22 protein-coding genes and 1 riboswitch are annotated in these 22,657 nt (G+C 76.5%); of the genes, 11 read left to right on the top strand and 11 right to left on the bottom strand.

Going from position 1 to position 22,657, the window contains the following annotated elements:
* Position 1 precedes the first annotated feature (1 nt).
* Positions 2 to 1,495 carry a phytoene desaturase family protein gene (crtI, locus tag ACI8AB_RS12165; protein WP_456950338.1) on the top strand — a complete coding sequence of 498 codons (1,494 nt, stop codon included), beginning with the start codon at positions 2 to 4 and terminating at the stop codon, positions 1,493 to 1,495.
* Positions 1,492 to 2,415 (top strand): phytoene/squalene synthase family protein, encoded by a 924-nt coding sequence (locus ACI8AB_RS12160; RefSeq protein ID WP_456950337.1) that lies wholly within the window; start codon positions 1,492 to 1,494, stop codon positions 2,413 to 2,415. The genes crtI and ACI8AB_RS12160 overlap by 4 nt, the downstream gene beginning before the upstream one ends.
* Here ACI8AB_RS12160 and ACI8AB_RS12155 read toward each other — a convergent pair.
* Positions 2,412 to 2,750: an Rv2175c family DNA-binding protein gene (locus tag ACI8AB_RS12155; protein ID WP_456950336.1), complete on the bottom strand. Its 339-nt coding sequence runs from the start codon at positions 2,748 to 2,750 to the stop codon at positions 2,412 to 2,414. The two genes, ACI8AB_RS12160 and ACI8AB_RS12155, sit on opposite strands and share 4 nt — an antisense overlap.
* Positions 2,751 to 2,789: 39 nt before the next feature.
* A riboswitch (ZMP/ZTP riboswitch) is annotated at positions 2,790 to 2,873 on the top strand.
* A gap of 25 nt (positions 2,874 to 2,898) precedes the next feature.
* On the opposite strand from ACI8AB_RS12155, the gene ACI8AB_RS12150 reads away from it, so the two are divergent.
* Complete coding sequence (locus ACI8AB_RS12150; protein WP_456903186.1) at positions 2,899 to 4,356, top strand: glycine hydroxymethyltransferase; 1,458 nt, start codon at positions 2,899 to 2,901, stop codon at positions 4,354 to 4,356.
* Between the two features lie 48 nt (positions 4,357 to 4,404).
* Here the strand turns inward: ACI8AB_RS12150 and ACI8AB_RS12145 are convergent, their stop codons facing one another.
* Positions 4,405 to 4,548 (bottom strand): hypothetical protein, encoded by a 144-nt coding sequence (locus tag ACI8AB_RS12145; protein WP_456903185.1) that lies wholly within the window; start codon positions 4,546 to 4,548, stop codon positions 4,405 to 4,407.
* A gap of 166 nt (positions 4,549 to 4,714) precedes the next feature.
* Here ACI8AB_RS12145 and pknB point away from each other — a divergent pair, with 166 nt between their 5' ends.
* Complete coding sequence (pknB, locus tag ACI8AB_RS12140; protein ID WP_456950335.1) at positions 4,715 to 6,703, top strand: Stk1 family PASTA domain-containing Ser/Thr kinase; 1,989 nt, start codon at positions 4,715 to 4,717, stop codon at positions 6,701 to 6,703.
* The gene (locus ACI8AB_RS12135) at positions 6,700 to 7,587 is read left to right on the top strand and encodes a deoxyribonuclease IV (protein ID WP_456950334.1); all 888 of its coding nucleotides are present in this window, start codon (positions 6,700 to 6,702) and stop codon (positions 7,585 to 7,587) included. Before pknB ends, ACI8AB_RS12135 begins: the two co-directional genes overlap by 4 nt.
* Before the next feature lie 58 nt (positions 7,588 to 7,645).
* Here the strand turns inward: ACI8AB_RS12135 and ACI8AB_RS12130 are convergent, their stop codons facing one another.
* The 3 genes from ACI8AB_RS12130 to ACI8AB_RS12120 are packed head-to-tail and all read right to left on the bottom strand — an operon-like array spanning position 7,646 to position 11,089.
* Positions 7,646 to 8,647 (bottom strand): threonine aldolase family protein, encoded by a 1,002-nt coding sequence (locus tag ACI8AB_RS12130; RefSeq protein WP_456950333.1) that lies wholly within the window; start codon positions 8,645 to 8,647, stop codon positions 7,646 to 7,648.
* A gap of 54 nt (positions 8,648 to 8,701) precedes the next feature.
* Positions 8,702 to 10,039, bottom strand: coding sequence for a class II 3-deoxy-7-phosphoheptulonate synthase (locus ACI8AB_RS12125; protein WP_456950332.1), 1,338 nt, complete (start codon positions 10,037 to 10,039; stop codon positions 8,702 to 8,704).
* Positions 10,040 to 10,066: 27 nt separating this feature from the next.
* Positions 10,067 to 11,089 (bottom strand): ATP-dependent 6-phosphofructokinase, encoded by a 1,023-nt coding sequence (locus tag ACI8AB_RS12120; RefSeq protein WP_387989319.1) that lies wholly within the window; start codon positions 11,087 to 11,089, stop codon positions 10,067 to 10,069.
* Positions 11,090 to 11,188: 99 nt separating this feature from the next.
* On the opposite strand from ACI8AB_RS12120, the gene ACI8AB_RS12115 reads away from it, so the two are divergent.
* Both ACI8AB_RS12115 and ACI8AB_RS12110 read left to right on the top strand, forming a co-directional pair.
* On the top strand, positions 11,189 to 11,584 hold the full coding sequence (locus ACI8AB_RS12115; protein WP_456950331.1) for a PaaI family thioesterase: 396 nt from the start codon (positions 11,189 to 11,191) through the stop codon (positions 11,582 to 11,584).
* Positions 11,585 to 11,708: 124 nt separating this feature from the next.
* Positions 11,709 to 13,826 (top strand): methyl-accepting chemotaxis protein, encoded by a 2,118-nt coding sequence (locus ACI8AB_RS12110; RefSeq protein ID WP_456950330.1) that lies wholly within the window; start codon positions 11,709 to 11,711, stop codon positions 13,824 to 13,826.
* Positions 13,827 to 13,874: 48 nt separating this feature from the next.
* On the opposite strand, the gene ACI8AB_RS12105 is transcribed toward ACI8AB_RS12110, so the two are convergent.
* Complete coding sequence (locus ACI8AB_RS12105; RefSeq protein WP_456903180.1) at positions 13,875 to 14,363, bottom strand: polyadenylate-specific 3'-exoribonuclease AS; 489 nt, start codon at positions 14,361 to 14,363, stop codon at positions 13,875 to 13,877.
* A 20-nt stretch (positions 14,364 to 14,383) separates the two neighbouring features.
* Positions 14,384 to 15,292 (bottom strand): short-chain dehydrogenase/reductase, encoded by a 909-nt coding sequence (locus ACI8AB_RS12100; RefSeq protein WP_456950329.1) that lies wholly within the window; start codon positions 15,290 to 15,292, stop codon positions 14,384 to 14,386.
* Positions 15,293 to 15,399: 107 nt separating this feature from the next.
* Here ACI8AB_RS12100 and ACI8AB_RS12095 point away from each other — a divergent pair, with 107 nt between their 5' ends.
* Genes ACI8AB_RS12095 through ACI8AB_RS12085 form a run of 3 tightly spaced genes read left to right on the top strand, consistent with a single transcriptional unit; the run spans position 15,400 to position 18,457 of the window.
* Positions 15,400 to 16,932 (top strand): flavin-containing monooxygenase, encoded by a 1,533-nt coding sequence (locus tag ACI8AB_RS12095; RefSeq protein WP_456950328.1) that lies wholly within the window; start codon positions 15,400 to 15,402, stop codon positions 16,930 to 16,932.
* Positions 16,929 to 17,870: an alpha/beta fold hydrolase gene (locus ACI8AB_RS12090; protein ID WP_456950327.1), complete on the top strand. Its 942-nt coding sequence runs from the start codon at positions 16,929 to 16,931 to the stop codon at positions 17,868 to 17,870. Before ACI8AB_RS12095 ends, ACI8AB_RS12090 begins: the two co-directional genes overlap by 4 nt.
* Before the next feature lie 11 nt (positions 17,871 to 17,881).
* Entirely contained in the window at positions 17,882 to 18,457 is a 576-nt protein-coding gene (locus tag ACI8AB_RS12085; RefSeq protein WP_456950326.1) for a TetR/AcrR family transcriptional regulator, read from the top strand.
* A 63-nt stretch (positions 18,458 to 18,520) separates the two neighbouring features.
* On the opposite strand, the gene ACI8AB_RS12080 is transcribed toward ACI8AB_RS12085, so the two are convergent.
* A complete protein-coding gene (locus tag ACI8AB_RS12080) occupies positions 18,521 to 19,282 on the bottom strand; it encodes a lysophospholipid acyltransferase family protein (RefSeq protein ID WP_387989294.1) in 762 nt (253 codons plus the stop codon).
* Positions 19,283 to 19,425: 143 nt separating this feature from the next.
* On the opposite strand from ACI8AB_RS12080, the gene ACI8AB_RS12075 reads away from it, so the two are divergent.
* Complete coding sequence (locus ACI8AB_RS12075) at positions 19,426 to 20,133, top strand: hypothetical protein (RefSeq protein WP_387989291.1); 708 nt, start codon at positions 19,426 to 19,428, stop codon at positions 20,131 to 20,133.
* On the opposite strand, the gene ACI8AB_RS12070 is transcribed toward ACI8AB_RS12075, so the two are convergent.
* From ACI8AB_RS12070 to ACI8AB_RS12060, 3 genes are read right to left on the bottom strand one after another with little or no spacing between them, the layout of a single operon-like run.
* Positions 20,130 to 21,122: an ROK family glucokinase gene (locus ACI8AB_RS12070; RefSeq protein ID WP_456950325.1), complete on the bottom strand. Its 993-nt coding sequence runs from the start codon at positions 21,120 to 21,122 to the stop codon at positions 20,130 to 20,132. The genes ACI8AB_RS12075 and ACI8AB_RS12070 overlap by 4 nt on opposite strands.
* Entirely contained in the window at positions 21,123 to 21,434 is a 312-nt protein-coding gene (locus ACI8AB_RS12065; RefSeq protein WP_456950324.1) for a hypothetical protein, read from the bottom strand.
* Positions 21,431 to 22,654, bottom strand: coding sequence for an ArsA family ATPase (locus ACI8AB_RS12060; protein ID WP_456950323.1), 1,224 nt, complete (start codon positions 22,652 to 22,654; stop codon positions 21,431 to 21,433). Before ACI8AB_RS12060 ends, ACI8AB_RS12065 begins: the two co-directional genes overlap by 4 nt.
* Positions 22,655 to 22,657 lie beyond the last annotated feature (3 nt).

Below are 22,657 nucleotides of genomic sequence, written 5' to 3'. Positions count from 1 at the left end.
CGTGCGCACCGTCCCCGGGCCGACCGACCGGGTCGTCGTCGTCGGCGCCGGCCTCGCCGGCCTCGCGACGGCGCTGCGGCTGCGCGGCGCCGGCCGCGAGGTGACCGTCGTCGAGCGCGGCGACGGCCCCGGCGGGCGCGCCGGTGTCGTGGCCCGCGACGGCTACGTCCTCGACACCGGCCCCTCGGTGTTCACCGCGCCGGAGCTGGTGGCCGACACGCTGGCCGCCGTCGGCGAGAAGCTCGAGGACCGGCTGACGCTGGTGCCGCTGGAGACCACCTACCGGGCGCAGTTCGCCGACGGCTCCCACCTGGACGTGCACGCCGACGTCGACCGGTTCGCCGCCGAGGTCGAGACGCTGGCCGGCCCGGCCGAGGCCGCCGCGCTGCGGCGCTACCTCGCCGACCTCGCCGAGCTGTACCGGCTGCAGCTGGACACCTTCATCGACCGCAACCTCGACACCCCGCTGGACCTGCTCGGCCCCGAGCTGTGGGCGCTGGTCCGGCGCGGCGGGTTCGGGCGGCTGTCGAGCCACGTGGCGCGCTTCTTCACCGACGACCGGCTGCGCCGGCTGTTCAGCTTCCAGGCCCTCTACGCCGGGGTGTCGCCGTTCCGGGCGATCGCCGCGTACGCGGTCATCGCGCAGCTCGACATCGGCGCGGGCGTCTGGCACCCGGTCGGCGGGATCGGCGCGGTGCCGCGCGCGATGGCCGCCGCGGCCGCGGACGCCGGCGTGGTGTTCCGGTACGGCGCGACGGTGGAGGAGCTGGAGCTGCGCGGCCGGCGGGTCACCGGCGTCTGCCTCGCGGGCGGCGAGCGGCTGCCCGCCGACGCCGTCGTCGTGACCGCCGACGTGCCCGAGCGGCTGGTGCCGGGCTTCGCCCGCCGCCGGCGGCCCACCTACTCGCCGTCGTGCGTGACGCTGCACCTCGGCGTGCGGAACGAGCTGCCCGGGCAGGCGCACCACACGATCAGCTTCGGCGCGGCCTGGCGGCAGGTGTTCGACGAGCTCACCCGCGACGGCCGGCCGATGAGCGACCCCAGCCTGCTCGTGAGCACGCCCTCGGTCACCGACCGGTCGCTGGTGCCCGGCGGCGGGCAGGTGCTCAGCGTCGTCGCGCCCGCGCCGAACCTCGACCCGCACTCCGGCGGCAACCCCGGCATCGACTGGGACGCCCTCGCCCCCCGCTACCGCGAGGAGGTGCTGGGCGTGCTCGAGGCCCGCGGCTGGACGGGGATCTCCGACGCGATCGAGGTGGAGCACGTGGACACCCCGCTGACCTGGGCGCGGCAGGGCATGGCGGCCGGCACGCCGTTCGCCCTGGCGCACACCTTCGGCCAGACCGGTCCCTTCCGGACGCCGACGCTGCCCCGCCGCGGCCCGGAGAACGTGGTGCTGGCCGGCTCGTCGGTGCAGCCCGGCGTCGGCGTGCCGATGGTGGTGATCAGCGGCCGGCTGGCCGCCGAGCGGATCACCGGGCCGGTGACGCGGTGACGGCGACCGAGCGGCCGCTGAGCCAGGCCGAGCGGCAGGAGCGGCTCGACGCCGCCTACCGGTACTGCGCCGCGGTCAACGCCGAGCACGGCAAGAGCTACCACCTCGCCACCCGGCTGCTCACCGCCGACCGCCGTCCGGCGATCCACGCGCTGTACGCCGCGGCGCGCACCGCCGACGACCTCGTCGACCACCCCGGCGCCGACCCCGAGGCCGACCTCGCCGACTGGTCGCGGGCGCTGCTGGGCGAGCTGGAGGCCGGCTGGTCCGACGACCCGGTGCGCCTGGCGACGGTGCACACCTACCGCCGGTACCGCATCCCGGTCGAGCACCTCGTCGACTTCCTCGCCGCGATGACCAGCGACCTCACCGTCACCGGCTACGCCGACATCGCCGCCCTGGACCGGTACATGTGGGGCTCGGCGTCGGTGATCGGCCTGCAGGTGCTGCCCGTCCTGGGCACCGCGCCCGGCGTCACGCAGGAGGAGGCCGCGCCGCACGCCATCGCGCTCGGCGAGGCGTTCCAGCTGACCAACTTCCTGCGCGACGTCGCCGAGGACGCCGACCGCGGCCGGGTCTACCTCCCCGCCGACGTCATGGCCGCCCACGGCGTGACCCGCGAGCAGATCGAGGCCAAGCGGCACGACGCCCGCTTCCGCGCGCTCATGCAGGAGATGGTGGAGATCGTCCGCCGCCGCTACGACGACGCCGCCCCCGGGACGCCGATGCTCGCGCCCGAGTCCCGGGACTGCGTGCGCGCGGCCACGGCGCTCTACGGCGGGATCCTCACCGAGATCGAGCGCGCCGACTACCGGGTGCTCGACCGCCGGGTGACGGTGTCCAGGCCGCGCCGGCTCGGGGTCTTCGCCCGCTGCCTCGCGAGCGCCCAGGCGGTGCGGCTGAGGAGGCGGCGCTCCTAGAAGGCCAGGGCCTGCGCGCGCCGGGTGACCTCGGTGTGCCGGTCCCCGCGCAGCGCCTCGACCGGGGTGCCGGGCAGCGACTCGTCGGCGCGGAACAGCCACTCGAAGACCTCGGCGTCGGTGAACCCGCCGTCCTTGAGGACGGTGATCAGCCCGGGCAGGTGCCGCAGCACGGCGCCGTCCTGCAGGAAGTCGGCGGGGATGCGGCTGTTGCCGCTGCCCGGCACGGCCATGAGCTTGCCCTCGCGGACCAGCTGCCGGACCTTGTTGGGCGAGACCCCGAGCGCGTCGGCGACCTCGGCCGGCGTGAGGGTCTTGATCTCGTCGGACTGCACGGTCCGAGCCTAGGACGGCGCGGGACCCGGCTACCATCGGCAGCGGGCCGTGACTGGCGCATCGAGGTGGGGCACCACCGGGGAGCGGCCTGCACTCCCCCGCCGGGCGCCTGGGCACCGCTGACGCCGACACCCGCCAGGAGCCCCCATGAGCGACGTGACCCCCTCCTTCGACGCCGCCGCCGCGTCCACCGCCTACCGCAGCGCCCTGTCGGTCATCGCCGAGGTCGAGCCGCGGGTGGCCGACGCGATCGGCGCGGAGCTCGCCGACCAGCGCGCCTCCCTCAAGCTCATCGCCAGCGAGAACTACGCCAGCCCCGCGGTGCTGCTGACCATGGGCAACTGGTTCAGCGACAAGTACGCCGAGGGCACGGTCGGCCACCGCTTCTACGCCGGCTGCCAGAACGTCGACACCGTCGAGGCGCTGGCCGCCGAGCACGCCCGCGAGCTGTTCGGCGCCCCCTACGCCTACGTCCAGCCGCACTCGGGCATCGACGCCAACCTGGTCGCGTTCTGGGCGGTGCTCGCCCAGCGGATCGAGTCCCCCGCCCTGGAGCGGGCCGGCGTGCGGCACGTCAACGACCTCACCGACGAGGACTGGGCCACCCTGCGCCACGCCCTCGGCGACCAGCGGATGCTCGGCATGAGCCTCGACGCCGGCGGCCACCTCACCCACGGCTTCCGGCCGAACATCAGCGGCAAGATGTTCGCCCAGTCCTCCTACGGCACCGACCCGGGGACCGGGCTGCTCGACTACGACGCCGTCGCCGCCCGCGCCCGCGAGTTCCGCCCGCTGATCCTCATGGCCGGCTACTCCGCCTACCCGCGCAAGGTCGACTTCGCGAGGATGCGCGAGATCGCCGACGAGGTCGGCGCGACGCTCGTGGTGGACATGAGCCACTTCGCCGGCCTGGTCGCCGGGAAGGTCTTCACCGGCGACTTCGACCCGGTGCCGCACGCGCACGTGGTCACCAGCACCAGCCACAAGTCGCTGCGCGGCCCGCGCGGCGGGTTCGTGCTGGCCCAGCCGGAGTACAGCGACGCCGTCGACCGCGGCTGCCCGATGGTGCTCGGCGGCCCGCTGCCGCACGTCATGGCCGCCAAGGCGGTCGCCTTCGCCGAGGCGCGCCGCCCGGAGTTCGCCGGCTACGCGCAGGCCGTCGTCGACAACGCCGTCTCCCTCGCCGAGGGGCTGTCCCGCCGCGGCGCCCGGCTGGTCACCGGCGGCACCGACAACCACATCGTGCTGCTCGACGTCTCCGGCTTCGGCCTCACCGGCCGGCAGGCCGAGTCGGCGCTGCTCGACGCCGGCATCGTCACCAACCGCAACGCGATCCCGGCCGACCCCAACGGCGCCTGGTACACCTCCGGCGTGCGGCTGGGCACCCCGGCGCTGACCACCCGCGGGTTCGGCGCCGCCGAGTTCGACCGCACCGCCGAGCTCATCGTCGACGTGCTGTCGCACACCAGCCCGACCGCGACCAGGGACGGCTCGCCGTCGAAGGCCAGGTACGTCGTCGACGGCGGGCTGGCCGAGAAGACCCGCGCGGCCGCGGCCGAGCTGGTCGCCGCGCACCCGCTCTACCCCGGGCTCGAGCTGTCCTGAGCCCGCGACGGCGGCCCGGCCCGGGGCGGGTGCCCCGGGCCGGGACCGTCAGACGTCGCTGTCGCGGTCCTCGGGCTTCTTCGACGTCTCGATCTCGGTCTCGGTGACCGGGGCGCCGCTGGCCTCGTCCATCCCGCCCCGCTCGACCCCGGCCTCGTCCTGCGGGCCCGGCTCGGGTGTCTGCTCGCTCACGTGCTCGTCCTCTCGCTCGTCGGTCGGTGCCCGCACGCCTACCCCCGCCGGGGCGGGAGCACGCGGGCGGACCCTCCCGTGACCGGTGTGACGGGAGGGTGCGCCGGCCCGCCCGCCTGCGCGTGTGCGGACCGCTCCCGGGCCGGGCGCTCCTAGAATCCTGCTCGTGGACACCGCCGTGACCGACTCCGTGGTCGGCCTGGTCCTCGAGGGGCGCTACCGCCTCGAGGAGCGGCTGGCGCGCGGCGGCATGTCCACCGTCTACGCCGCCACCGACCTCCGGCTGCACCGCACGGTCGCGGTCAAGGTCATGGCCGAGCACCTGGCGCACGACCCGACGTTCGTCGGCCGGTTCACCCGCGAGGCGCGCGCCGCCGCGATGCTCAGCCACCCCAACGTCGTCGGGGTGAGCGACCAGGGCAGCGACCAGGGGCTGGTCTTCCTGGTGATGGAGCTGGTCCGCGGCCGCACCCTGCGCGACCTGCTGCAGGCCCGCGGCCGGCTCACCGTCGCCGAGGCCTTCGCCGTCCTCGAGCCGGTGCTGGCCGGGCTGTCGGCCGCGCACCGCGCCGGCATCGTGCACCGCGACGTCAAGCCCGAGAACGTGCTCATCGGCCACGACGGCACGGTGAAGGTCGCCGACTTCGGCCTGGCCCGCGCGCTCACCGGCACCGGGCAGACCAGCCACACCGGCGGCGTGCTCATCGGCACGGTCGCCTACCTGTCCCCCGAGCAGCTCGAGCGCGGCCGCGCCGACGCCCGCAGCGACGTCTACGCCGCCGGGCTGGTGCTGTTCGAGATGCTCACCGGCCACCCGCCCTACGGCGGCGACACCCCGCTGGCGGTGGCCTACCAGCACGTGCACCACGACGTGCCCCTGCCCTCGGCCGAGGTGCCGGCCGTGCCGTGGCAGGTCGACGAGCTGGTCAAGCGGACGACGCGCCGCGACCCTGCCGTCCGCCCGCTCGACGCCGGCGCCTTCCTCGCCGACCTCGAGGACGTCCGCAGCGACCTGGGCCTGGCCCGCGTGCCGGTCCCCACCGGGCGCAGCTCCGCGGGCCCCGCCACCATCCGCCCGACCAACCGGCCCCCGCGCCGGCACCCCAGCGACCCCGGCGACGGCAGCGAGCCCGGCACCGAGGTGCTCGGCGGCAGCCGTCCCTCCCGCGCCGGGCGCACCAGCCTGCTGCCGAGCGTGGGCACCGGCTCGACGGCCGACGTCGGCGGGCGGCGGCCCGCGCCGCCGCAGCGCACCGGCGTCTCCCCGCAGGTGCGGCGCCGCCGCGCGCGGCTGGCCGTCGCGGTCGTGCTGCTGCTGGCGGTCACCATCGGCGCGATCGGCTGGTGGATGGGCTCCGGCCGCTGGACGCAGGTGCCCTCGCTGGTCGGCAGCGACCGCGCCGCCGCGGTCGACCTGCTGCAGGAGGCGGGCCTGGACCCCGTCTTCGCCGAGGAGCAGTTCAGCGAGACCGTGCCCGAGGGCACGGTCATCGCCGCCGACCCCGACGGCGGCGAGGCGATCCGCAACAGCGACGTCGAGCTGGTGGTCTCCAAGGGGCCCGAGCGGTTCACCGTGCCCACCGACCTGGTCGGGCAGCCGGTCGAGGCGGTGCGCGAGGCGCTGGCCGGCATCCCCGTCGTCCCCACCGAGCAGCAGGACTACGACGAGGAGATCCCGGTCGGGTCGGTCACCGGCTTCGAGCCCGAGGCCGGCACGGAGGTCAGGCGCGGCGACCCGGTGACGGTGTTCGTCAGCCGCGGGCCGGCGCCGGTCGCGGTCGCCAACGTCGTCGGCCAGCCCGCCGACGCCGCGCAGGCCAACCTGGAGGCCCAGCACTTCACCGTCGTCCGCACCGAGGGCCGCAGCGCCGACGTCCCCACGGGGGCGGTCATGGCGGTCACCCCGGGGCCGGGCACCGAGGCGCCCTACGGCAGCGAGGTGACCATCCAGGTCTCCGTCGGCGTGCCGCAGGTGACCGTGCCCGACGTGACCGGCATGGGCGAGGACGAGGCGACCGCGGCCCTGGAGGCCGCGGGCCTGACGGTCACCACGTCCACCTTCATCACCGGCGACCGCGTGTACCGGCAGAGCCCGGGCGCGGGCACCGTCGTCGACCAGGGCAGCCAGGTGAGCCTGCTGCTCAGCTTCGGGTGAGCGGCGCCCCCTCCACCCCGGTCGGTGCGCACGTCCAGGTCGCGGGGGGCCTGGCCACCGGCGGGCTGCGCTACACCGACGACGTCGGCGCGCAGGCGGTGCAGGTCTTCGTCGGCAACCCGCGCGGCTGGAAGCGGTCGGCCGGCGACCCCGCCCAGGACGCCGCGTTCGTCGCGGGCCTGGCCGAGCGCGGCGTCCCGTCGTTCGTGCACACGCCGTTCCTGGTGAACGTCGGCTCGCCCACCCCGGCGACCGTCGACCGCTCGGTCGAGACGATCGCCGCCGACCTCGCCCGCGGCGTGCAGCTCGGCGTGCGCGGCGTCGTCGTGCACGCGGGGTCCGCCGTCGACGAGGACCGCTACGAGGCCGCGCTGCGCCAGCTGCACGAGCGGCTGCTGCCGGTGCTCGACGCCCTCCCCGACGACGGCCCGCGGCTGCTGGTCGAGCCGACGGCGGGCGGCGGCCGGTCGCTGGCGGCCACCGTCGAGGACCTCGGCCCCTACCTCGCGGCGCTGGACTGGCACCCGGGGGTCGGCGTCTGCCTGGACACCTGCCACGCGTGGGCGGCCGGGCACGACCTGGCCACCCCCGGCGGGACGACGGCGACCCTGGACGCGCTGGAGGCCACCGTGGGCCCGGGTCGGCTCGGGCTGGTGCACGCCAACGACTCCCTCGACGAGCGCGGCTCCAAGCGGGACCGGCACACCACCATCGGCGAGGGCTCGATCGGCGTCGGCGCCTTCGGCGAACTGATGGCGCACCCGTCGATGGCCGGGGTGCCGGTCGTCGTCGAGACGCCGAGCGCCGACCGCGGCCACGCCCGCGACATCGCCCTGCTGTGCGCCCTGCGCGACGGCCACCCACTGCAGGCCTCCGCGGCGTAGGGAGCGATCCGCGCGTCCTCGGCGGGAGGACGTGGGGATCGCTCCCCGTCCTCGGGGCCTAGCGGTCGAGGAGGTCGGCGAGGACGTCGCCGGCGCGGTCGACCGCAGCCCGGTCGACGTCGAGGTGGGTGACCAGGCGGATCCGCCGCGGGCTCACCTGGGACACCAGCACACCACGCGCCTTGGCGGCCTCGGCCACGACCGGCGCCGGGACGTCGTCGACCACGACCATGTTCGTCTCGACCATCGCCGGGTCCACGCCCAGCCGCTTGGCCAGCAGCCGGGCGTGCTCGTGGTCCTCGGCCAGCCGGGCGAGGTGGTGGTCCAGGGCGTACAGCCCGGCCGCGGCCAGCACCCCGGCCTGCCGCATGCCGCCGCCGAGGCGCTTGCGCCACAGCCGGGCGGCGGCGATCCGCTCGGCGGAGGCGACCAGCACCGACCCGACCGGCGCGCCCAACCCCTTGGACAGGCAGACCGACGCGGTGTCGGCCAGCCGCCCGTAGGTGGCGAGGTCGGTGCCGGCGGCGACGGAGGCGTTCCAGATCCGGGCGCCGTCGAGGTGCACGGCGACGCCGGCGTCGCGGGACCAGGCGAACAGCCGCTCGAGCTCGGCCAGCGGCTGCACCCGCCCGCCGCCGCGGTTGTGCGTGTTCTCCACGGCGACGGCGGCGGTGGCGGTCAGGTGCCAGTCACCGCGCGGGCGCACCTGGTCGATCAGCGCGCCGGCGTCGAGCAGCCCGCCGGAGGACACCACCGTGCGGGTGGAGATGCCGAACACCGCGGCCGCGGCACCCATCTCGTAGGTGACCACGTGCGCGTCCGCGTCGCAGAGCACCTCCTGGCCGGGCTCGCACACCAGCCGCATGCCGATCTGGTTGCCCATGGTCCCGGACGGCACGAACAGCGCGGCCTCGTGGCCGAACAGGTCCGCGACGCGCTCCTCGAGCGCGGTGATCGCCGGGTCCTCGCCGTAGACGTCGTCGCCGACCTCGGCCTCGGCCATCGCCCGGCGCATGCCGGGGGTGGGCTTCGTGACGGTGTCGGACCGGAGGTCGATCACGGCCTCGTCCCGAGGCTCGTCCCGGGCCCGCGAGGCATGAGGAGGACGAGGCCCTTACCCACGCAGCATCTCCGCCACGAGGAAGGCGAGCTCCAGGGACTGCCCGGTGTTCAGCCGCGGGTCGCAGGCGGTCTCGTACCGGCTGTTGAGGTCCTCGTCGCTGATCTCCATGGCCCCGCCGAGGCACTCGGTGACGTCCTCGCCGGTGAGCTCGACGTGGATGCCGCCGGGCCAGGTGCCCAGCGCGCGGTGCACGTCGAAGAAGCCGAGCACCTCGTCGACGATCCGGTCGAAGTGCCGGGTCTTGTAGCCGGTCGAGGACTCGTGGGTGTTGCCGTGCATCGGGTCGCACTGCCACACGACCTGGTGGCCGCCGGCGGTGACCTTCTCCACGATGGCGGGGAGGACGTCGCGGATCTTGCCGTTGCCCATGCGGCTGATCAGCGTCAGCCGGCCCGGGACGCCGTCGGGGTCCAGCCGCTCGACCAGCTCGGTGGCCTGCTCCGGGGTGGTGGAGGGCCCGATCTTGACGCCGATCGGGTTCGCGATGCGCGACATGAACTCCACGTGCGCGCCGTCGAGCTGGCGGGTGCGCTCGCCGATCCACACGAAGTGCGCCGAGGCGGCGTAGGGCCGGCCCTCGTGCACCCGCAGCAGCGCGGCCTCGTAGTCGAGGACCAGCGCCTCGTGGCTGTTGTAGAGCTCGACGCCGCGCAGCGCGCTGTCGTCGACCCCGCAGGCCTTCATGAACGCCAGCGCCCGGTCGATCTCGCGGGCGATGACCTCGTAGCGGACACCGGCCGGCGAGTTGGCGACGAAGTCCTTGTTCCAGTCGTGGACGGCGTGCAGGTCGGCCAGGCCGCCGTGCGCGTAGGCGCGGATCATGTTCATCGCCGCGGCCGAGTTGGCGTAGGCGCGCACCAGCCGGTTCGGATCGGGGATGCGCTTCTCGAGCACCGGCTCCAGCGAGTTGACCATGTCGCCCCGGTAGGACGGCAGGCCCAGGGCGTCGGTGTCCGACGAGCGCGGCTTGGCGTACTGCCCGGCCACCCGGCCGACCTTGACCACCGGCACGCTCGCGCCGTAGGTGAGGACGACGGCCATCTGCAGCAGCGTGCGCGTGGTGCTCTGCAGGTGCGCGTCGGTGTTGAGGTCGAAGGTCTCCGCGCAGTCCCCGCCCTGCAGCAGGAACGCCCGCCCCTGCGCCACCTCGGCCAGCCGGCCGCGCAGCTCGTCGACCTCGCTGGGCGCCACGATCGGCGGCACGGACGACAGCGTCCTCAGGACGCCGTCGAGCGCGGCGCGATCGGGCCAGGTCGGCTGCTGGGCGGCGGGGAGCTCCCGCCACCGGTCGAGACCGGGCACCGGCTGCGGGGATGGGGACAGGCTCACGCGGTCGAGGGTACGGCGGTCAGCTCCTCACCCGAAGAACACCTCGGCCTCGGCGTACCGCTCCAGGGGGACCAGCTTCAGTCGCGCGGTCGCCTCCGCGATCGGCACGGGGACGACGTCGGTCCCGCGCAGGGCCACCATGACACCGGAGCGGCCCTCGTGCAGCGCGCCGACCGCGGCCAGGCCGAAGCGGGTGGCCAGCACCCGGTCGAACGCCGACGGCGTGCCGCCGCGCTGGATGTGCCCGAGCACCACCGCGCGCGCCTCCCGGCCGGTGCGTTCCTCGAGCAGCGCGGCCAGCGCGGCGCCGATGCCGCCGAGCCGGACGTGGCCGAAGGCGTCCCGCTCGCCGGTGGCGGTCACCAGGTCGCCGTCGGCCGGCCGCGCCCCCTCGGAGACGACGACGATCGGCGAGTAGCCGGACTCGAAGCGGTGCAGGCAGTGCGCGACCACGGCCTCGACGTCGAACGGGCGCTCGGGCACCAGCACGACGGTGGCGCCGCCGGCCATCCCCGCGTGCAGCGCGATCCAGCCGGCGTGCCGGCCCATCACCTCGACGACCAGCGTCCGGTGGTGGCTGTCACCGGTGGTGTGCAGCCGGTCGATGGCCTCCATCGCGACGCCGACCGCGGTGTCGAAGCCGAAGGTGTAGTCGGTGCCGTCGAGGTCGTTGTCGATCGTCTTGGGGACGCCGACCACCCGCACCCCCTCCCCCGTCAGCTTCGCGGCGACGCCGAGGGTGTCCTCGCCGCCCACCGGGACCAGCGCCTCGATCCCGTGCCGCTCGAGGGTGGCCATCACCCGCGCGGGCCCGCCGTCGATGGCGTAGGGGTTGGTGCGGGAGGTGCCGAGCACGGTGCCGCCACGGGGCAGCAGCCCGCGGACGGCGGCCAGGTCCAGGGGGACGGCGTCGTCGTCGAGCAGCCCGCGCCAGCCGTCGCGGAAGCCGACCACCTCGTCCCCGGAGCCGATGCCGCACCGGACCACGGCCCGGATGACCGCGTTGAGGCCGGGGCAGTCTCCCCCGCCGGTCAGGATCCCGATGCGCACGACGCCTCCCGGAGGGACGAACCGCAGGTCAGCACGATCCTGCACCCGATCGGTGACCGCGGTCACCGTCTACGCGCCGGAACCGGCAGGATCGCCGGCGTGGAACCCGCCGAACTGCTCGCGCTGATGCCCTTCGCCGTCGCCACCGGCGTCGAGCTGGACCGGGCCGGGCCCGGCGAGGTGGCCGGCCGGCTGCCGTGGGCGCCGCAGCGGTGCACCGCCGGCGGGGTGCTGCACGGCGGCGCGCTGATGACGCTGGCCGACACCGTCGGCGCGGTGTGCGCCTTTCTCAACCTGCCGCCCGGGGCCTCGACGTCGACCCTCGCCTCGTCGACGTCGCTCCTGCGCGCGGTCCGCGGCGGGACCGCGCACGCCACCGCCCGCCCGCTGCACGTCGGCCGCTCGACGGTCGTCGTCCTCACCGAGGTGACCGACGACGACGGGCGCCCGGTCGCCTCGGTCACCCAGACCCAGGCCGTGCTCGGACCCGCCTGAGTCACGGTCCGCCCCACCCGCCCCAGCCGCCCCGGCGCCGCCGGTTCCGGTACAGGACCGGCCGCGGCGTGCCGACGCTGCGGCGCGGTGCCGGGTGCTCTGCCCGGGCCGGGAGGGGGACGGCGTGCTCGGACGGTGGGGCATCAGGACGAAGGTGGTCGCGCTGGCCGTCGCCAGCGTGGCGGCGACCGGCGGCGCGATGGCCGGGGTGAGCGCGTGGCAGAGCGCGCGGTTCGCCGACACCACGCAGGAGTCGGTGACCGAGTTGGTCGAGGAGAGCGTCGCGCGCACCGCGGCCGGGGTGCGGGACGTCGTCGCCACCCAGGGCCAGTCCACCGCCGCGCGGGTCGACAGCCAGCTCGCCGTCGCCCTCGACGTGCTCGCCCGCTCCGGCGGGCTGGCCGTGGGCGGCCCCGGCGGGCCGGTGCGCTGGGAGGCGAGGAACCAGCTCTCCGGGGAGGTCACGCCGGTGGACCTGCCGCGGGTGACCGTCGGGGGCGCCTGGCTCGGCCAGAACGCCGACCCCGCCGTGCCCACCGCCGTCGTGGACCAGGTCGAGGCGCTGGTCGGCGGCACCGCGACGATCTTCCAGCGGACGCTGTCGGGCGACATGCTGCGCGTGGCGACCAACGTCACGTCGGCCGCCGGCACCCGCGCGATCGGCACCTACATCCCGGCCACCGACCCCGGCGGCACGCCGAACCCCGTCGTCTCGGCGGTCACCGCCGGGCAGACCTACCGGGGCAACGCCTTCGTCGTCGACTCCTGGTACGTCGCCGCCTACACGCCGCTGCTCGACCGGGCCGGCCAGCTGGTCGGCATGCTCTACGTGGGCGAGAAGCAGCAGTCCATCCCGGCGCTGCGGGAGAGCCTCGAGGCCACCCGGGTCGGCGAGAACGGGCACGTCGAGGTCTGGGGCGGCACCGGCGACCGGGCCGGCACCGTGCTGGTCAGCCCTGGCGGCGAGCGCGACGGCGAGCAGCTGATCGACGCGACCGACGCCGACGGGAAGCCCTACGCCCGGGAGATCGTCGAGGCCGCCGTGGCGCTGGAGGACGGCGCGCAGGCGACCGTGCGCTTCACCGACCCCGAGGCCGGCGCGAGCACCGCGACCGTCACCTACTACGCGCCGTGGGACTGGGTGCTGGTCACGATCGCCCGCGACGCCGACTTCACCGGCCCGGTCGACCGGCTCGCCGACGGCCGCGCCGCCATGGTCACCGCGCTGGTCCTCGCCGCCGTCCTCGTCGCGCTGCTCGGCGGGGTCGTCGCCCGGCAGCTGGGCCGCCGGCTCACCGCGCCGCTGCACCAGCTTCGCGCCCGCATGGCCGAGATCGCCGACGGCGAGGGGGACCTGACCCAGCGCATGACGGTCAGCGGCGACGACGAGGTCGGCCAGCTGTCCGCGGCGTTCAACCGGTTCGTGGAGAAGGTCGCCGGCACCGTGCGCGACATCGGCGGCTGCGCCCGCCAGGTGGCGGCGTCGGCGTCGGGCGTGGCCGCGGTCGCCGACGGGCTCGCCACCCGCGCCGCCCGCGGCCGCGACCAGGCGCAGTCGGCGCACGCCGCGGCCAGCGACATCAGCACCGGCGTGTCCGCGGCCGCGGCCGGCGCGGAGGAGATGGGCCTGTCGATCACCGACATCGCCCGCAGCGCCGCCGAGGCCGCGCAGGTGGGCCGGCAGGCCGCCGAGCTCGCCCGCCGGACCGAGGGCGCGATCGCCGCGCTGGGCACCAGCTCCGCGGAGATCGGCGAGGTGGTGCGAGTCATCGCCGCCGTCGCCGAGCAGACCAACCTGCTCGCGCTCAACGCGACCATCGAGGCCGCCCGCGCCGGTGAGGCGGGCAAGGGCTTCGCCGTCGTGGCCAACGAGGTCAAGGAGCTCGCGCAGGAGGCCGCCCGGGCCAGCGACGACATCGCCCGCAAGGTCGAGGCCATCCAGGCCGACACCGGCGCCGCGGTCGGCTCGATCACCCGCATCGCCGAGGTCGTGCACGCGATGAACGACCACCAGCTCACCATCGCCAGCGCGGTGGAGGAGCAGTCGGCGACCACCCGCGAGCTCACCCGCAGCGTCGCCGCGGCCGCCGAGGGCGCGGGCTCGGTGTCCGCCACGCTCACCACGGTCAGCGCCGACGCCCGGGACAGCGCCGACGACGTCGAGCGGGCGCACGCCGCCGCGGTGGAGCTCGACGGGCTGTCCCAGGAGCTCACCCGCCTGCTCGCCGTCTTCACGGTGTAGCCGCGCACCTCCGCGGAGGTGCACCCGTCGAGGCCGTCCGGGCCCTGCTCAGCGGGCCCGGGCGGCCTCGATCGCGTTCCAGCGGGCGAGGTTGTAGCGGGCGTCGACGAGCGCGTCGTGCGTGCCGGCCGGCCTGGGCGGGAGCTCGGGCCGGCCGGCGTCGTCCCACCGCTGCCGCAGCTCCCGGGTGAACCGCGGCACCGCCCGCGGCAGCGCCGTCATCGGCCCCCACAGCTGGGCCAGCGCCACGTGGTCGTAGGCGGCGAACCACGCCCACAGCTCGACCTCCTCCCCCGGGCCGGTGAGGAAGGCGAGCAGGTCGTCGCGGATGCGCCGGCGGCTGCGCCAGGCCCGGTCCGACGGCGGCGGGAGCTGGTCGAGCACGTTGCGGCGCACCCACGGGATGGCCCGGCGCTCGTCGAACTCGGTGCTGACGGCGTAGAACTCCCGGCCGGTCTCGTCGACGACGCCGATGGAGACGAGGTCGATCGTCGTCCCGTCCTCGATGAACTCGGTGTCGTAGAAGTACCGCCGCACGCCGCCCACCGTAGGTGCGCTCAGCCGGCCCGGCGGCCGCCGACCGAGGACCGGCCGAACTCCCGGCCCTGCAGCGCGGCGACGTCCCGCTCGAGCTGCGGCACCCGCGCGGCCGACAGGCGGATCATCAGCTTCTCCGCCACCGCGCCGGTGACCGCCTGGCGCAGCGCCGAGACGACGCCGACCGAGCGCGGCACGAACACCCGGCGGCCGCGGGTCTCCAGGTTCTCCACCAGCGCCTCGGCGCAGTCCTCCACCGACGTGTACGCGCCCAGCGGCCCCGGGAGCGACCGGCGGGTGGCGGCGAAGGTGGGCAGCGCCGCCTCGGTGTCGCGCACCAGGTCGGTGTCGATCCAGGTCGGGTGGGCGCTGGCCACGGTGACGCCGCGGTGGGCCACCTCCAGCCGCAGCGCGTCGCCGAAGCGCTCGAGCCCCGCCTTGGCCGCGCAGTAGGCGCTCATGCCCGGGAGCACGGTGAAGGCCGCCGCCGAGCTCACCAGCAGCACGTGCCCGCGCCGCTGCGCCACCTCGGGCAGCGCGGCGTGCGCGGTCAGCACCGCGCCGGTCAGGTTCACCTCGATCGTCCGGGACAGCGCGTGCGCCGAGCTCGTCATCACCGTGGTGAGCGGGGCGATCCCGGCGTTGGCGACGATGACGTCGAGGCCGCCGAAGGTGTCCACGGCGCGGGCGACGGCGGCCCGCAGCGCCTCGGCGTCGGTGACGTCGCACTCCACCCACAGGTGCCCGGGGCCGAGCTCGTCGGCGACCCGGGCCAGCAGCTCCGGCTCGAGGCCGGCCAGCGCCACCCGGGCGCCGCGGGCGGCGGCCCGGCGGGCCAGCTCGGCGCCGATGCCGCGGGCGGCGCCGGTGACCAGCACGGCCCTCCCGGCCAGCGGGGTGCGGGTCCTCCTGCGGGGCGACAGCGCCATCGGTGCTCCCTGGGTCTCGGCCGCTCCTGTTGAGCACTGCTCAACGAGGGTTGTAGCTTGTCGAGCGTTGCTCAGCAAGCCGGACGTCGTTGCAGGAGGAGCACCCGGTGACCAGCACGCTGGACAGGCCCGCCCCGGGCGCGGAGGACACCCGGGAGGTCGGGGTGGCGATCATCGGCTCCGGGTTCGCGGGCCTGGGCATGGCGATCCGGCTGCGGCAGCGCGGCGAGACCGACTTCGTGGTGCTCGAGCGGGCGCGCGACGTCGGCGGCACCTGGCGCGACAACCACTACCCCGGCGCCGCCTGCGACGTGCAGTCCAACCTCTACTCCTTCTCCTTCGCGCCCAACCCGGACTGGCCGCGCTCCTACTCCGAGCAGCCGGAGATCCAGGCCTACCTGCAGGCCACCGCCGACCGCTTCGACGTCCGGCGGCACTGCGTGTTCGGCGCCGAGGTCACCGCCGCCCGCTGGGACGACGCCGACCGTCGCTGGGACGTCGAGACGACGGCCGGCCGGTTCCGCGCCCGGGTGCTCGTCTCCGCCGCCGGTGCGCTGGCCGACCCGCACCGGCCCGACATCCCGGGGCTGCACTCGTTCCGGGGCACCGTCGTGCACTCGGCGCGCTGGGACGACGACCACGACCTCACCGGCGAGCGGGTCGCCGTCGTCGGCACCGGCGCCTCGGCCGTCCAGATCGTCCCCGCGATCCAGCCGCGCGTCGGCAGCCTCGCCGTCTACCAGCGCACGCCCCCGTGGATCGTGCCTCGCACCGACCACCCGGTGTCCCCGTGGGTACAGCAGCTGTACCGGCTGGCCCCCGGCTTCCAGCGGCTGGTCCGCGCGGTGCTGTACCTGATCCGCGAGTTCCTCGTCCTCGGCCTGGCCAAGCACCGGCGGTTCCTGACGCCCGTGGGGCGGGTGGCGAAGGCGCACCTGCAGCGGCAGGTCCGGGACCCGCGGCTGCGCGAGGCGCTGACGCCGGACTACACCATCGGCTGCAAGCGGATCCTGATCAGCAACGACTACTACCCGGCGGTGTCGGCACCCGGCGTCGAGCTGGTCACCGCGGGCATCGCCGAGGTCCGGCCGCACTCGGTCGTCACCGTCGACGGCGTCGAGCGGCCCACCGACACGATCGTGCTGGCCACCGGCTTCTCCGTCACCGACCTGCCGATCGCCCGGCGGATCACCGGCCGCGACGGCCGCACCCTCGCGCAGGTGTGGGACGGGGGCATGGTCACCAACCGGGGCAGCACCGTCGCCGGCTTCCCCAACCTGTTCCTGCTGGTGGGGCCGAACGTCGGCGTCGGCCACACGTCGATGGTCTACATGATCGAGTCGCAGGTGGCCTACGTCGACGACGCGCTGCGCACCATGGCCGCCGAGGGCCTGGACGCCCTCGAGACCACCCCGGAGGCGCAGGAGGCCTACCGCGAGCTCGTCGCCCGCCGGTCCCGCGGCACGGTGTGGCTGACCGGCGGCTGCGGCAGCTGGTACCTCGACCGGCACGGCCACAACACCACGCTCTGGCCGGACTTCACCTTCCGCTTCCGGAGGCTGACCCGGCGGCTGGACCGGGAGAACTACGTCGGCACCCCCGCCGGCGTGCCCGCCCGCACCCCGGAGGTGGCCGCGTGAGCACGACCGCTCCCCCGCGCCTGCGCCGCACCGCCGCCGTCGCCACCCCCGACGGCGCCCTGCTGCACGCCACCGTCGAGGGTCCCGACGACGCCCCGGTCACCCTGGTCCTCGTGCACGGCTGGACGCTGGCGCAGGCCGCCTGGGACGACGTCGCCGCGCTCCTCACCCCGCAGGTCGCCGACGGCCGGCTGCGCCTGGTCCGCTACGACCAGCGCGGCCACGGCCGCTCCGGCTGGGGCACCGCGGACGTCTCGATCGACCGGCTGGGCGCGGACCTCGCCGCGGTGCTCGACCAGCTGGCGCCGTCCGGCCCGGTGGTGCTGGCCGGGCACTCGATGGGCGGGATGACGGTCATGGGCCTGGCCGCGGCCCGGCCCGAGCTGTTCGGCGACCGGGTGCTCGGCGTCGCGCTCGTGTCGACGTCGGCCGGGGACCTGCAGCGGCCGCCGCGCACCCGCGCCGAGCGGGTCCGGCAGCGGCTCACCCCCGGCGCGCTGGCGCTGGCGCTGGCCGGCGCCCGCGTCGTCGAGCGGCTGCGCCGGCTGGTGCCGCCGGAGCACCCGCGGCACCGGGCGGTCGTGCGCGACCTGCTCTACGGCGCCGACGCCACCGACGCGATGGTGCGCGCGGGGGCGGAGATCGTGCACGCGACCACCGTGCGGGCGTTCACCGCGTTCCTGCCCGCGCTGCTCGAGCACGACGAGCTCGCCGAGCTCGCCGCGCTGACCCGCGTGCCGGTCGAGGTGCTGGTCGGCGACTCCGACAAGCTGACCCCCGTGCGCCACACCCGCCGGCTCGCCGAGGCCCTGCCCGGCGCGCACGTGCAGGTGGTCCCGCGGACCGGGCACATGCTCCCGAACGAGCGGCCGTCGCTGGTGACCGCGTCGATCGCGCGGCTGCTCACCGACGCCGCGGCGTCCCGGGCCGCCGCCTGAGCCGGCCGCCGGTGTCGTCTCCCCCCGGGCGCTCCCGCCGGTCGGCCGCCGACCGGCGGGAGCAGCTGGTCGGCATCGGCCTGCAGCTGCTGCCCACCACGCCGGTGCAGGAGCTGACCATCGACGAGGTGGCCCGGCGGGCCGGCATCAGCCGCAGCCTGCTGTTCCACTACTTCCCGTCCAAGCGGGAGTACTACCAGGCCGTGACGCGCGCGGCGGCCGACCTGCTGCGCGCCCACCTCACCCCGCCGGCGGACCTGCCGGCCGCGGAGCGCCCGGCGTGGATGCTCGACCGCTACGTCGGCTGGGTGGAGACCTACCGGGAGTCGCACCTGGCGTTCGTCCGCGGCGCGGCCGGCGGCGACCCGTGGGTGGCCGAGGTCTACGAGGAGACCCGCGAGGCGCTGGTCGACCTCGGCATCGGCGCGCTCGGCGGGCTCGAGGACCCGCTGCGCCGGCAGCTGGTGCGCTCGTGGTTCGCCTTCACCGAGGACCTCGTGCACCAGTGGGTGCGCGAGCCCGCGACCAGCCGCGAGGAGCTGCTGGCCCTGCTCACCGACCTGCTGGAGCGACTGCTCCGGAGGTGACCTGCTGGGACGGCCACCCCTCGGGGGCCCTCCGCCTGCGCCTGCGAGGCGTGCCGGGGTCCTTCAGCCGGCGAGGGTGTCCGGCGCCCGGTCGCCGGCCTCGCCGGCCGGCGGCTGCAGCCGCCCGACGACGTCGGAGGCGCTGGCGCCGGTGGCCTGCATCGACTTCTTGACGGTGGCGCCGTAGACGTCGACGTACTCCTGGCCCGACATCGTCATGATCTCGTACATGATCTCGTCGGTGATGGACCGCTCGACGAAGCGGTCGCCGGCCAGGCCCTCGTAGCGGGAGAAGTCCAGCGGCTCGCCGAAGCGCACGCACACGCGGACCAGCTTCCTGCCGAACGGCATCCGCCGGGGCCGGTAGACCATCGCCACCGGGACGACCGGCACGCCGGTCTCCAGCGCCATGCGCGCCACGCCGACCTTGCCGCGGTACAGGCGGCCGTCGGGCGAGCGGGTGCCCTCGGGGTAGATGCCCAGCAGCCGGCCCTCCCGCAGCATCCGGAGGCCGGTGCGGATCGCGTCCTCGGCGGCCGTGGCGCTGGAGCGGTCGATGGGCACCTGCCCCGCGCCGGAGAAGAAGGCCCGCTGCAGCCACCCCTTGACGCCGGTGCCGGTGAAGTACTCCTGCTTGGCCAGGAAGGTGACCCGGCGCCGCAGCGACAGCGGCATGAAGATCCAGTCCGAGGCCGAGAGGTGGTTGCTGGCCAGGATCGCGGCGCCGTCGGCCGGGACGTGCTCGCGCCCCTCGGCCCGCGGGCGGAACACGAGCTTCACGACCGGCCCGATGGCCACGAACTTGAGGAACCAGTAGAACAACACGCCTCCCTGTCGAACTGCCAGACTAGGGATCCGGGTGCCCCGGCGACAATCGGCTCCGCGCGTCGTCCCGGCCGCACCCGCGCCCGACCCCGGAGGAGGACCACCGTGGCTGCTGACCGGCCGCTCCCCCGGGGAGCCGCGGCGTGACGGGGCCGCGGCGCGGGCGGGGCCGCCGCGACAACGGCCTGGACGCCGCGCTCTGGGCGCCGCTGCGCGACGTCGACCCGCGCGTGGGCGAGCACCTGCTCGACGTGCTGCGCGACGCCGGCATCGCCGCCTACCTGGAGCCGGCCGCCGACGTCGGGCCCTACACCCGCACCGTCTTCCTCCCCAGCCCGCCGGCCGACCGGCTGTTCGTCGACCGCACCCGCCTGGGCGAGGGCCGGTCCCTGGTCGAGCGGCACGCCGACGACCACGCCCCCGCCGGCGGTCCCGCGGCCGAGCGGCGCCCGCTGCGGCGCGACCTCGACGAGGACGCCGAGTGGGCGCGCATCGTCGCCGCCTACGAGGCCGAGCACGGGCGCACCGTCGTCGAGGACGCCGACCCCGCGGAGCCCGCCGTCGTCCGGCCCGCCGCGCCGCCGGCCGACGACGACGAGGACGACCCGCTCGCCGAGGAGCACTACGAGCCCCCGCCGGCCCCGCCGGTGCCGATGCCCTCCCCGTCGACCCTCTACGCGGTGCTGCTGGCCGCGGCCGGCGTGGTGCTGGTCGGCGCGCCGGGCGTGCTGGGCCTGAGGACCGAGACCGGCCTGGTGCTCGGCGTCGCGGCCCTGGTCGGCAGCGCCGCCCTGGCGCTGTCCCGGATGCGCGACCGCGACGACGACGGCGACGACGGGGCCGTCGTCTAGAGCCCGGCGCAGACCGCCGCGCGAGCGAGGTCCGCCGCGCCGACCAGGCCGGCCGAGGCGCCGAGCGCCGCGGCGACCACCCGCGGGCCGGGCCGGAAGCCGCGTCCGGGCAGCGCGCGCCCGAGCCGCTCGCGCGCCGGGTCGAGCACCATGTCGCCGAGCACGCTCACCCCGCCGCCGATGACGACGACGTCCGGGTCGAGGACGCTGGCCAGGTCGGCGATGCCCTGGCCGAGCCACTCCCCGACGTCGCTCACCAGGCTGAGCGCCACCGGGTCGCCGTCGGCCGCGGCGCGGGCCACGTCCTCGCCGCTCAGCCGCGCCGGGTCGCCGTCGACGCGGTCGAGCAGCCGCGCCGCCGCGGCCGGCGAGCGGGTGGCCACCTCGCGGGCGGTGGTCGCCAGGGCGCTGCCGCTGGCGTACTGCTCCCAGCAGCCGCGGTTGCCGCAGGCGCACAGCCGCCCGTCGGGGACCACCCGCATGTGCCCCCACTCCCCCGCCACCCCGTGCGCGCCGCGCTGCAGCCGGCCGCCGGCGACGATCCCGCCGCCGATGCCGGTGCCGAGGGTGATGCACAGGGCCAGCTCGGCCCCCCGCGCGGCGCCGAAGCGGTACTCGGCCCACGCGGCGGCGTCGGCGTCGTTGCCCACCCACAGCGGCCGCTGCAGGCGGGCGGCGAGGTCGCGGCGCAGGGCGGTGTGCCGCCAGGCCAGGTGCGGGCTGAACAGCACGACGTCGCCGGTGCGGTCGAACCAGCCGGCCGCGCCGACGCCGACCGCCGCCAGCGGGCCGCCGTGCCGGACGGCGAGCTCCTCGACCACCCCGGCGATCGCGGCCTCGGTCTCGGTCACCGACGCGGTCGGCGTCGAGCGGCGGGCGGTGTCCAGCACCGTCCCGTCCGGCGCGACGACGCCGCCGGCCACCTTGGTCCCGCCGACGTCGACGCCGAGCGCGGGCAGGGCGGCGGGACCGGTGCGGTCGCCGGCCACTCAGCCGAGCTCGATGTGCTGGACCTGCGCCGGCTCCGGCGCCGGGGCCGGCTCCGGCGCGGGCGGTGCCGGCGGGGCGGCTCCCGACCGCAGGGCGCCCGCGGCACTGGTCAGCAGGTCGGCGAGCGCCTCGCTGACGTCCGGCCGGCGGGCGACGGCGGCCGCCCGGCACAGCGGGCACCAGCGGCAGTCCCCGCCCGGCTCATGCCCGGGCGTCTCCCCCTCCGCGGCGGCGCCGGTCTCGGCCCAGGCCTGTCCCAGCCCGGCGGCCAGCCGCCGCGCCTGATCGAGCCAGTCGGCTCCCTCGCTCACCGTGTCCCCCTGTCGTCCGCCGGGCCGTCCGCCGCACCGCTCGACGGCGCTCCCTCCGCACCGTCCGCCCCGACGGCCGCCAGCAGGTCGGCCGGCCACTGCTGCGGGTCGGCGGCGAAGCCGACCTCCAGCCGCGCGGCGGCGGTGCCCGGGTCGGCCAGGGTGCCCGAGGTGACCACGCACCGGCGCAGCAGGGGGTCCAGGCGGAGCGAGCGGCGGGTGCCGGCGGCGGTGACCACCAGGTCGTCGTCCCAGCGGGTGAGCCGCACCCCGGCGCGCTCGGCGAAGGGCAGCGGGAGCGTCAGCCGCCACCCGCCGTCCACGCGCTCCGGTGCGGGCACCGGCGGGGCGGGGTCGCCCGCGGGCCCGGGCAGGTCGGGCAGGTCGGGCAGCAGCGCGGCGAGCGCCTCGGCGCCGGCCGGCTCGACCGGGGCCTCGGCGACGTCCCGCACCGGCGCGATCCCGGCCAGCCCGGCGAGCGCGGCCTCCTCCTCGGCGGCCCGGGCGACCGCCCAGTCCGCCGGCCCGGCCGCCGCGGGCAGCCGGCGGGCGAGCACGCCCACCGGGTGCTGTCCGTGCACGGCCAGGGCGGTGGTCGCGGTCCGCAGCGCGGCGACGGCGGAGGGCCGCGGCCGGCCCGCCAGCCAGACCGCGGTGGCGGCGGGGTCGGTCAGGCGCAGCCGGTCGAGCAGCGCCTCGAGGTCGGGCACCGCGTCGAGGGCGAGGTCGGCGGCGCCGCGGCGGACCGTGCCGGCGCGGACGGCGGCGGTGCGGACGGCGGCGAGCACCCGCACGCGGGTGGTCAGCACCTGCTGCAACCACCACCGCAGCGCGCCGGGCAGGGCGACCAGCCCCGTGGCGGCGGGCAGGGGCCCGGCGTCGAGGACGACGAGGTCGGTGTCCGGCCGCACCCGGCCGAGCGCGGCGAGGACGCCGAGCTCACCGGCGCCGGGCAGCGGCACCACCGAGGTCGCGGGCGGCAGCTCGAGGTCGGGCACCGCCGACGCCGGGCCCACCACCCGCTCGGCCCACAGCGCCTCGAGCCCGGCCTGCGGCTCGGCGACGACCACCTCGACGCCCGCCGCCGCCGTCCCGTCGGGGACCGGCTGGCGGGTCACCAGCACCACCCGGCGCCCGCCCCGGGCGGCGCGCACCGCGGCCGCGGCGGCGAGGGTGGTCGTGCCGGCCCCGCCGGGGCCGGTGAGGAGCAGCGTGCGCACGGG

This window comes from Geodermatophilus sp. SYSU D00698, from assembly GCF_054050335.1.
Note: the sequence above shows the minus strand (reverse complement) of the source record. Positions and strands in the feature narration are given on the sequence as shown.

Excerpts from the sequence above, each read along its gene's own strand:
- ACI8AB_RS12150 (WP_456903186.1), top strand. The coding sequence starts at position 2,899 with ATGAGCGACGTGACCCCCTCCTTCGACGCCGCCGCCGCGTCCACCGCC.
- ACI8AB_RS12100 (WP_456950329.1), bottom strand. The coding sequence starts at position 15,292 with ATGGCGCTGTCGCCCCGCAGGAGGACCCGCACCCCGCTGGCCGGGAGG.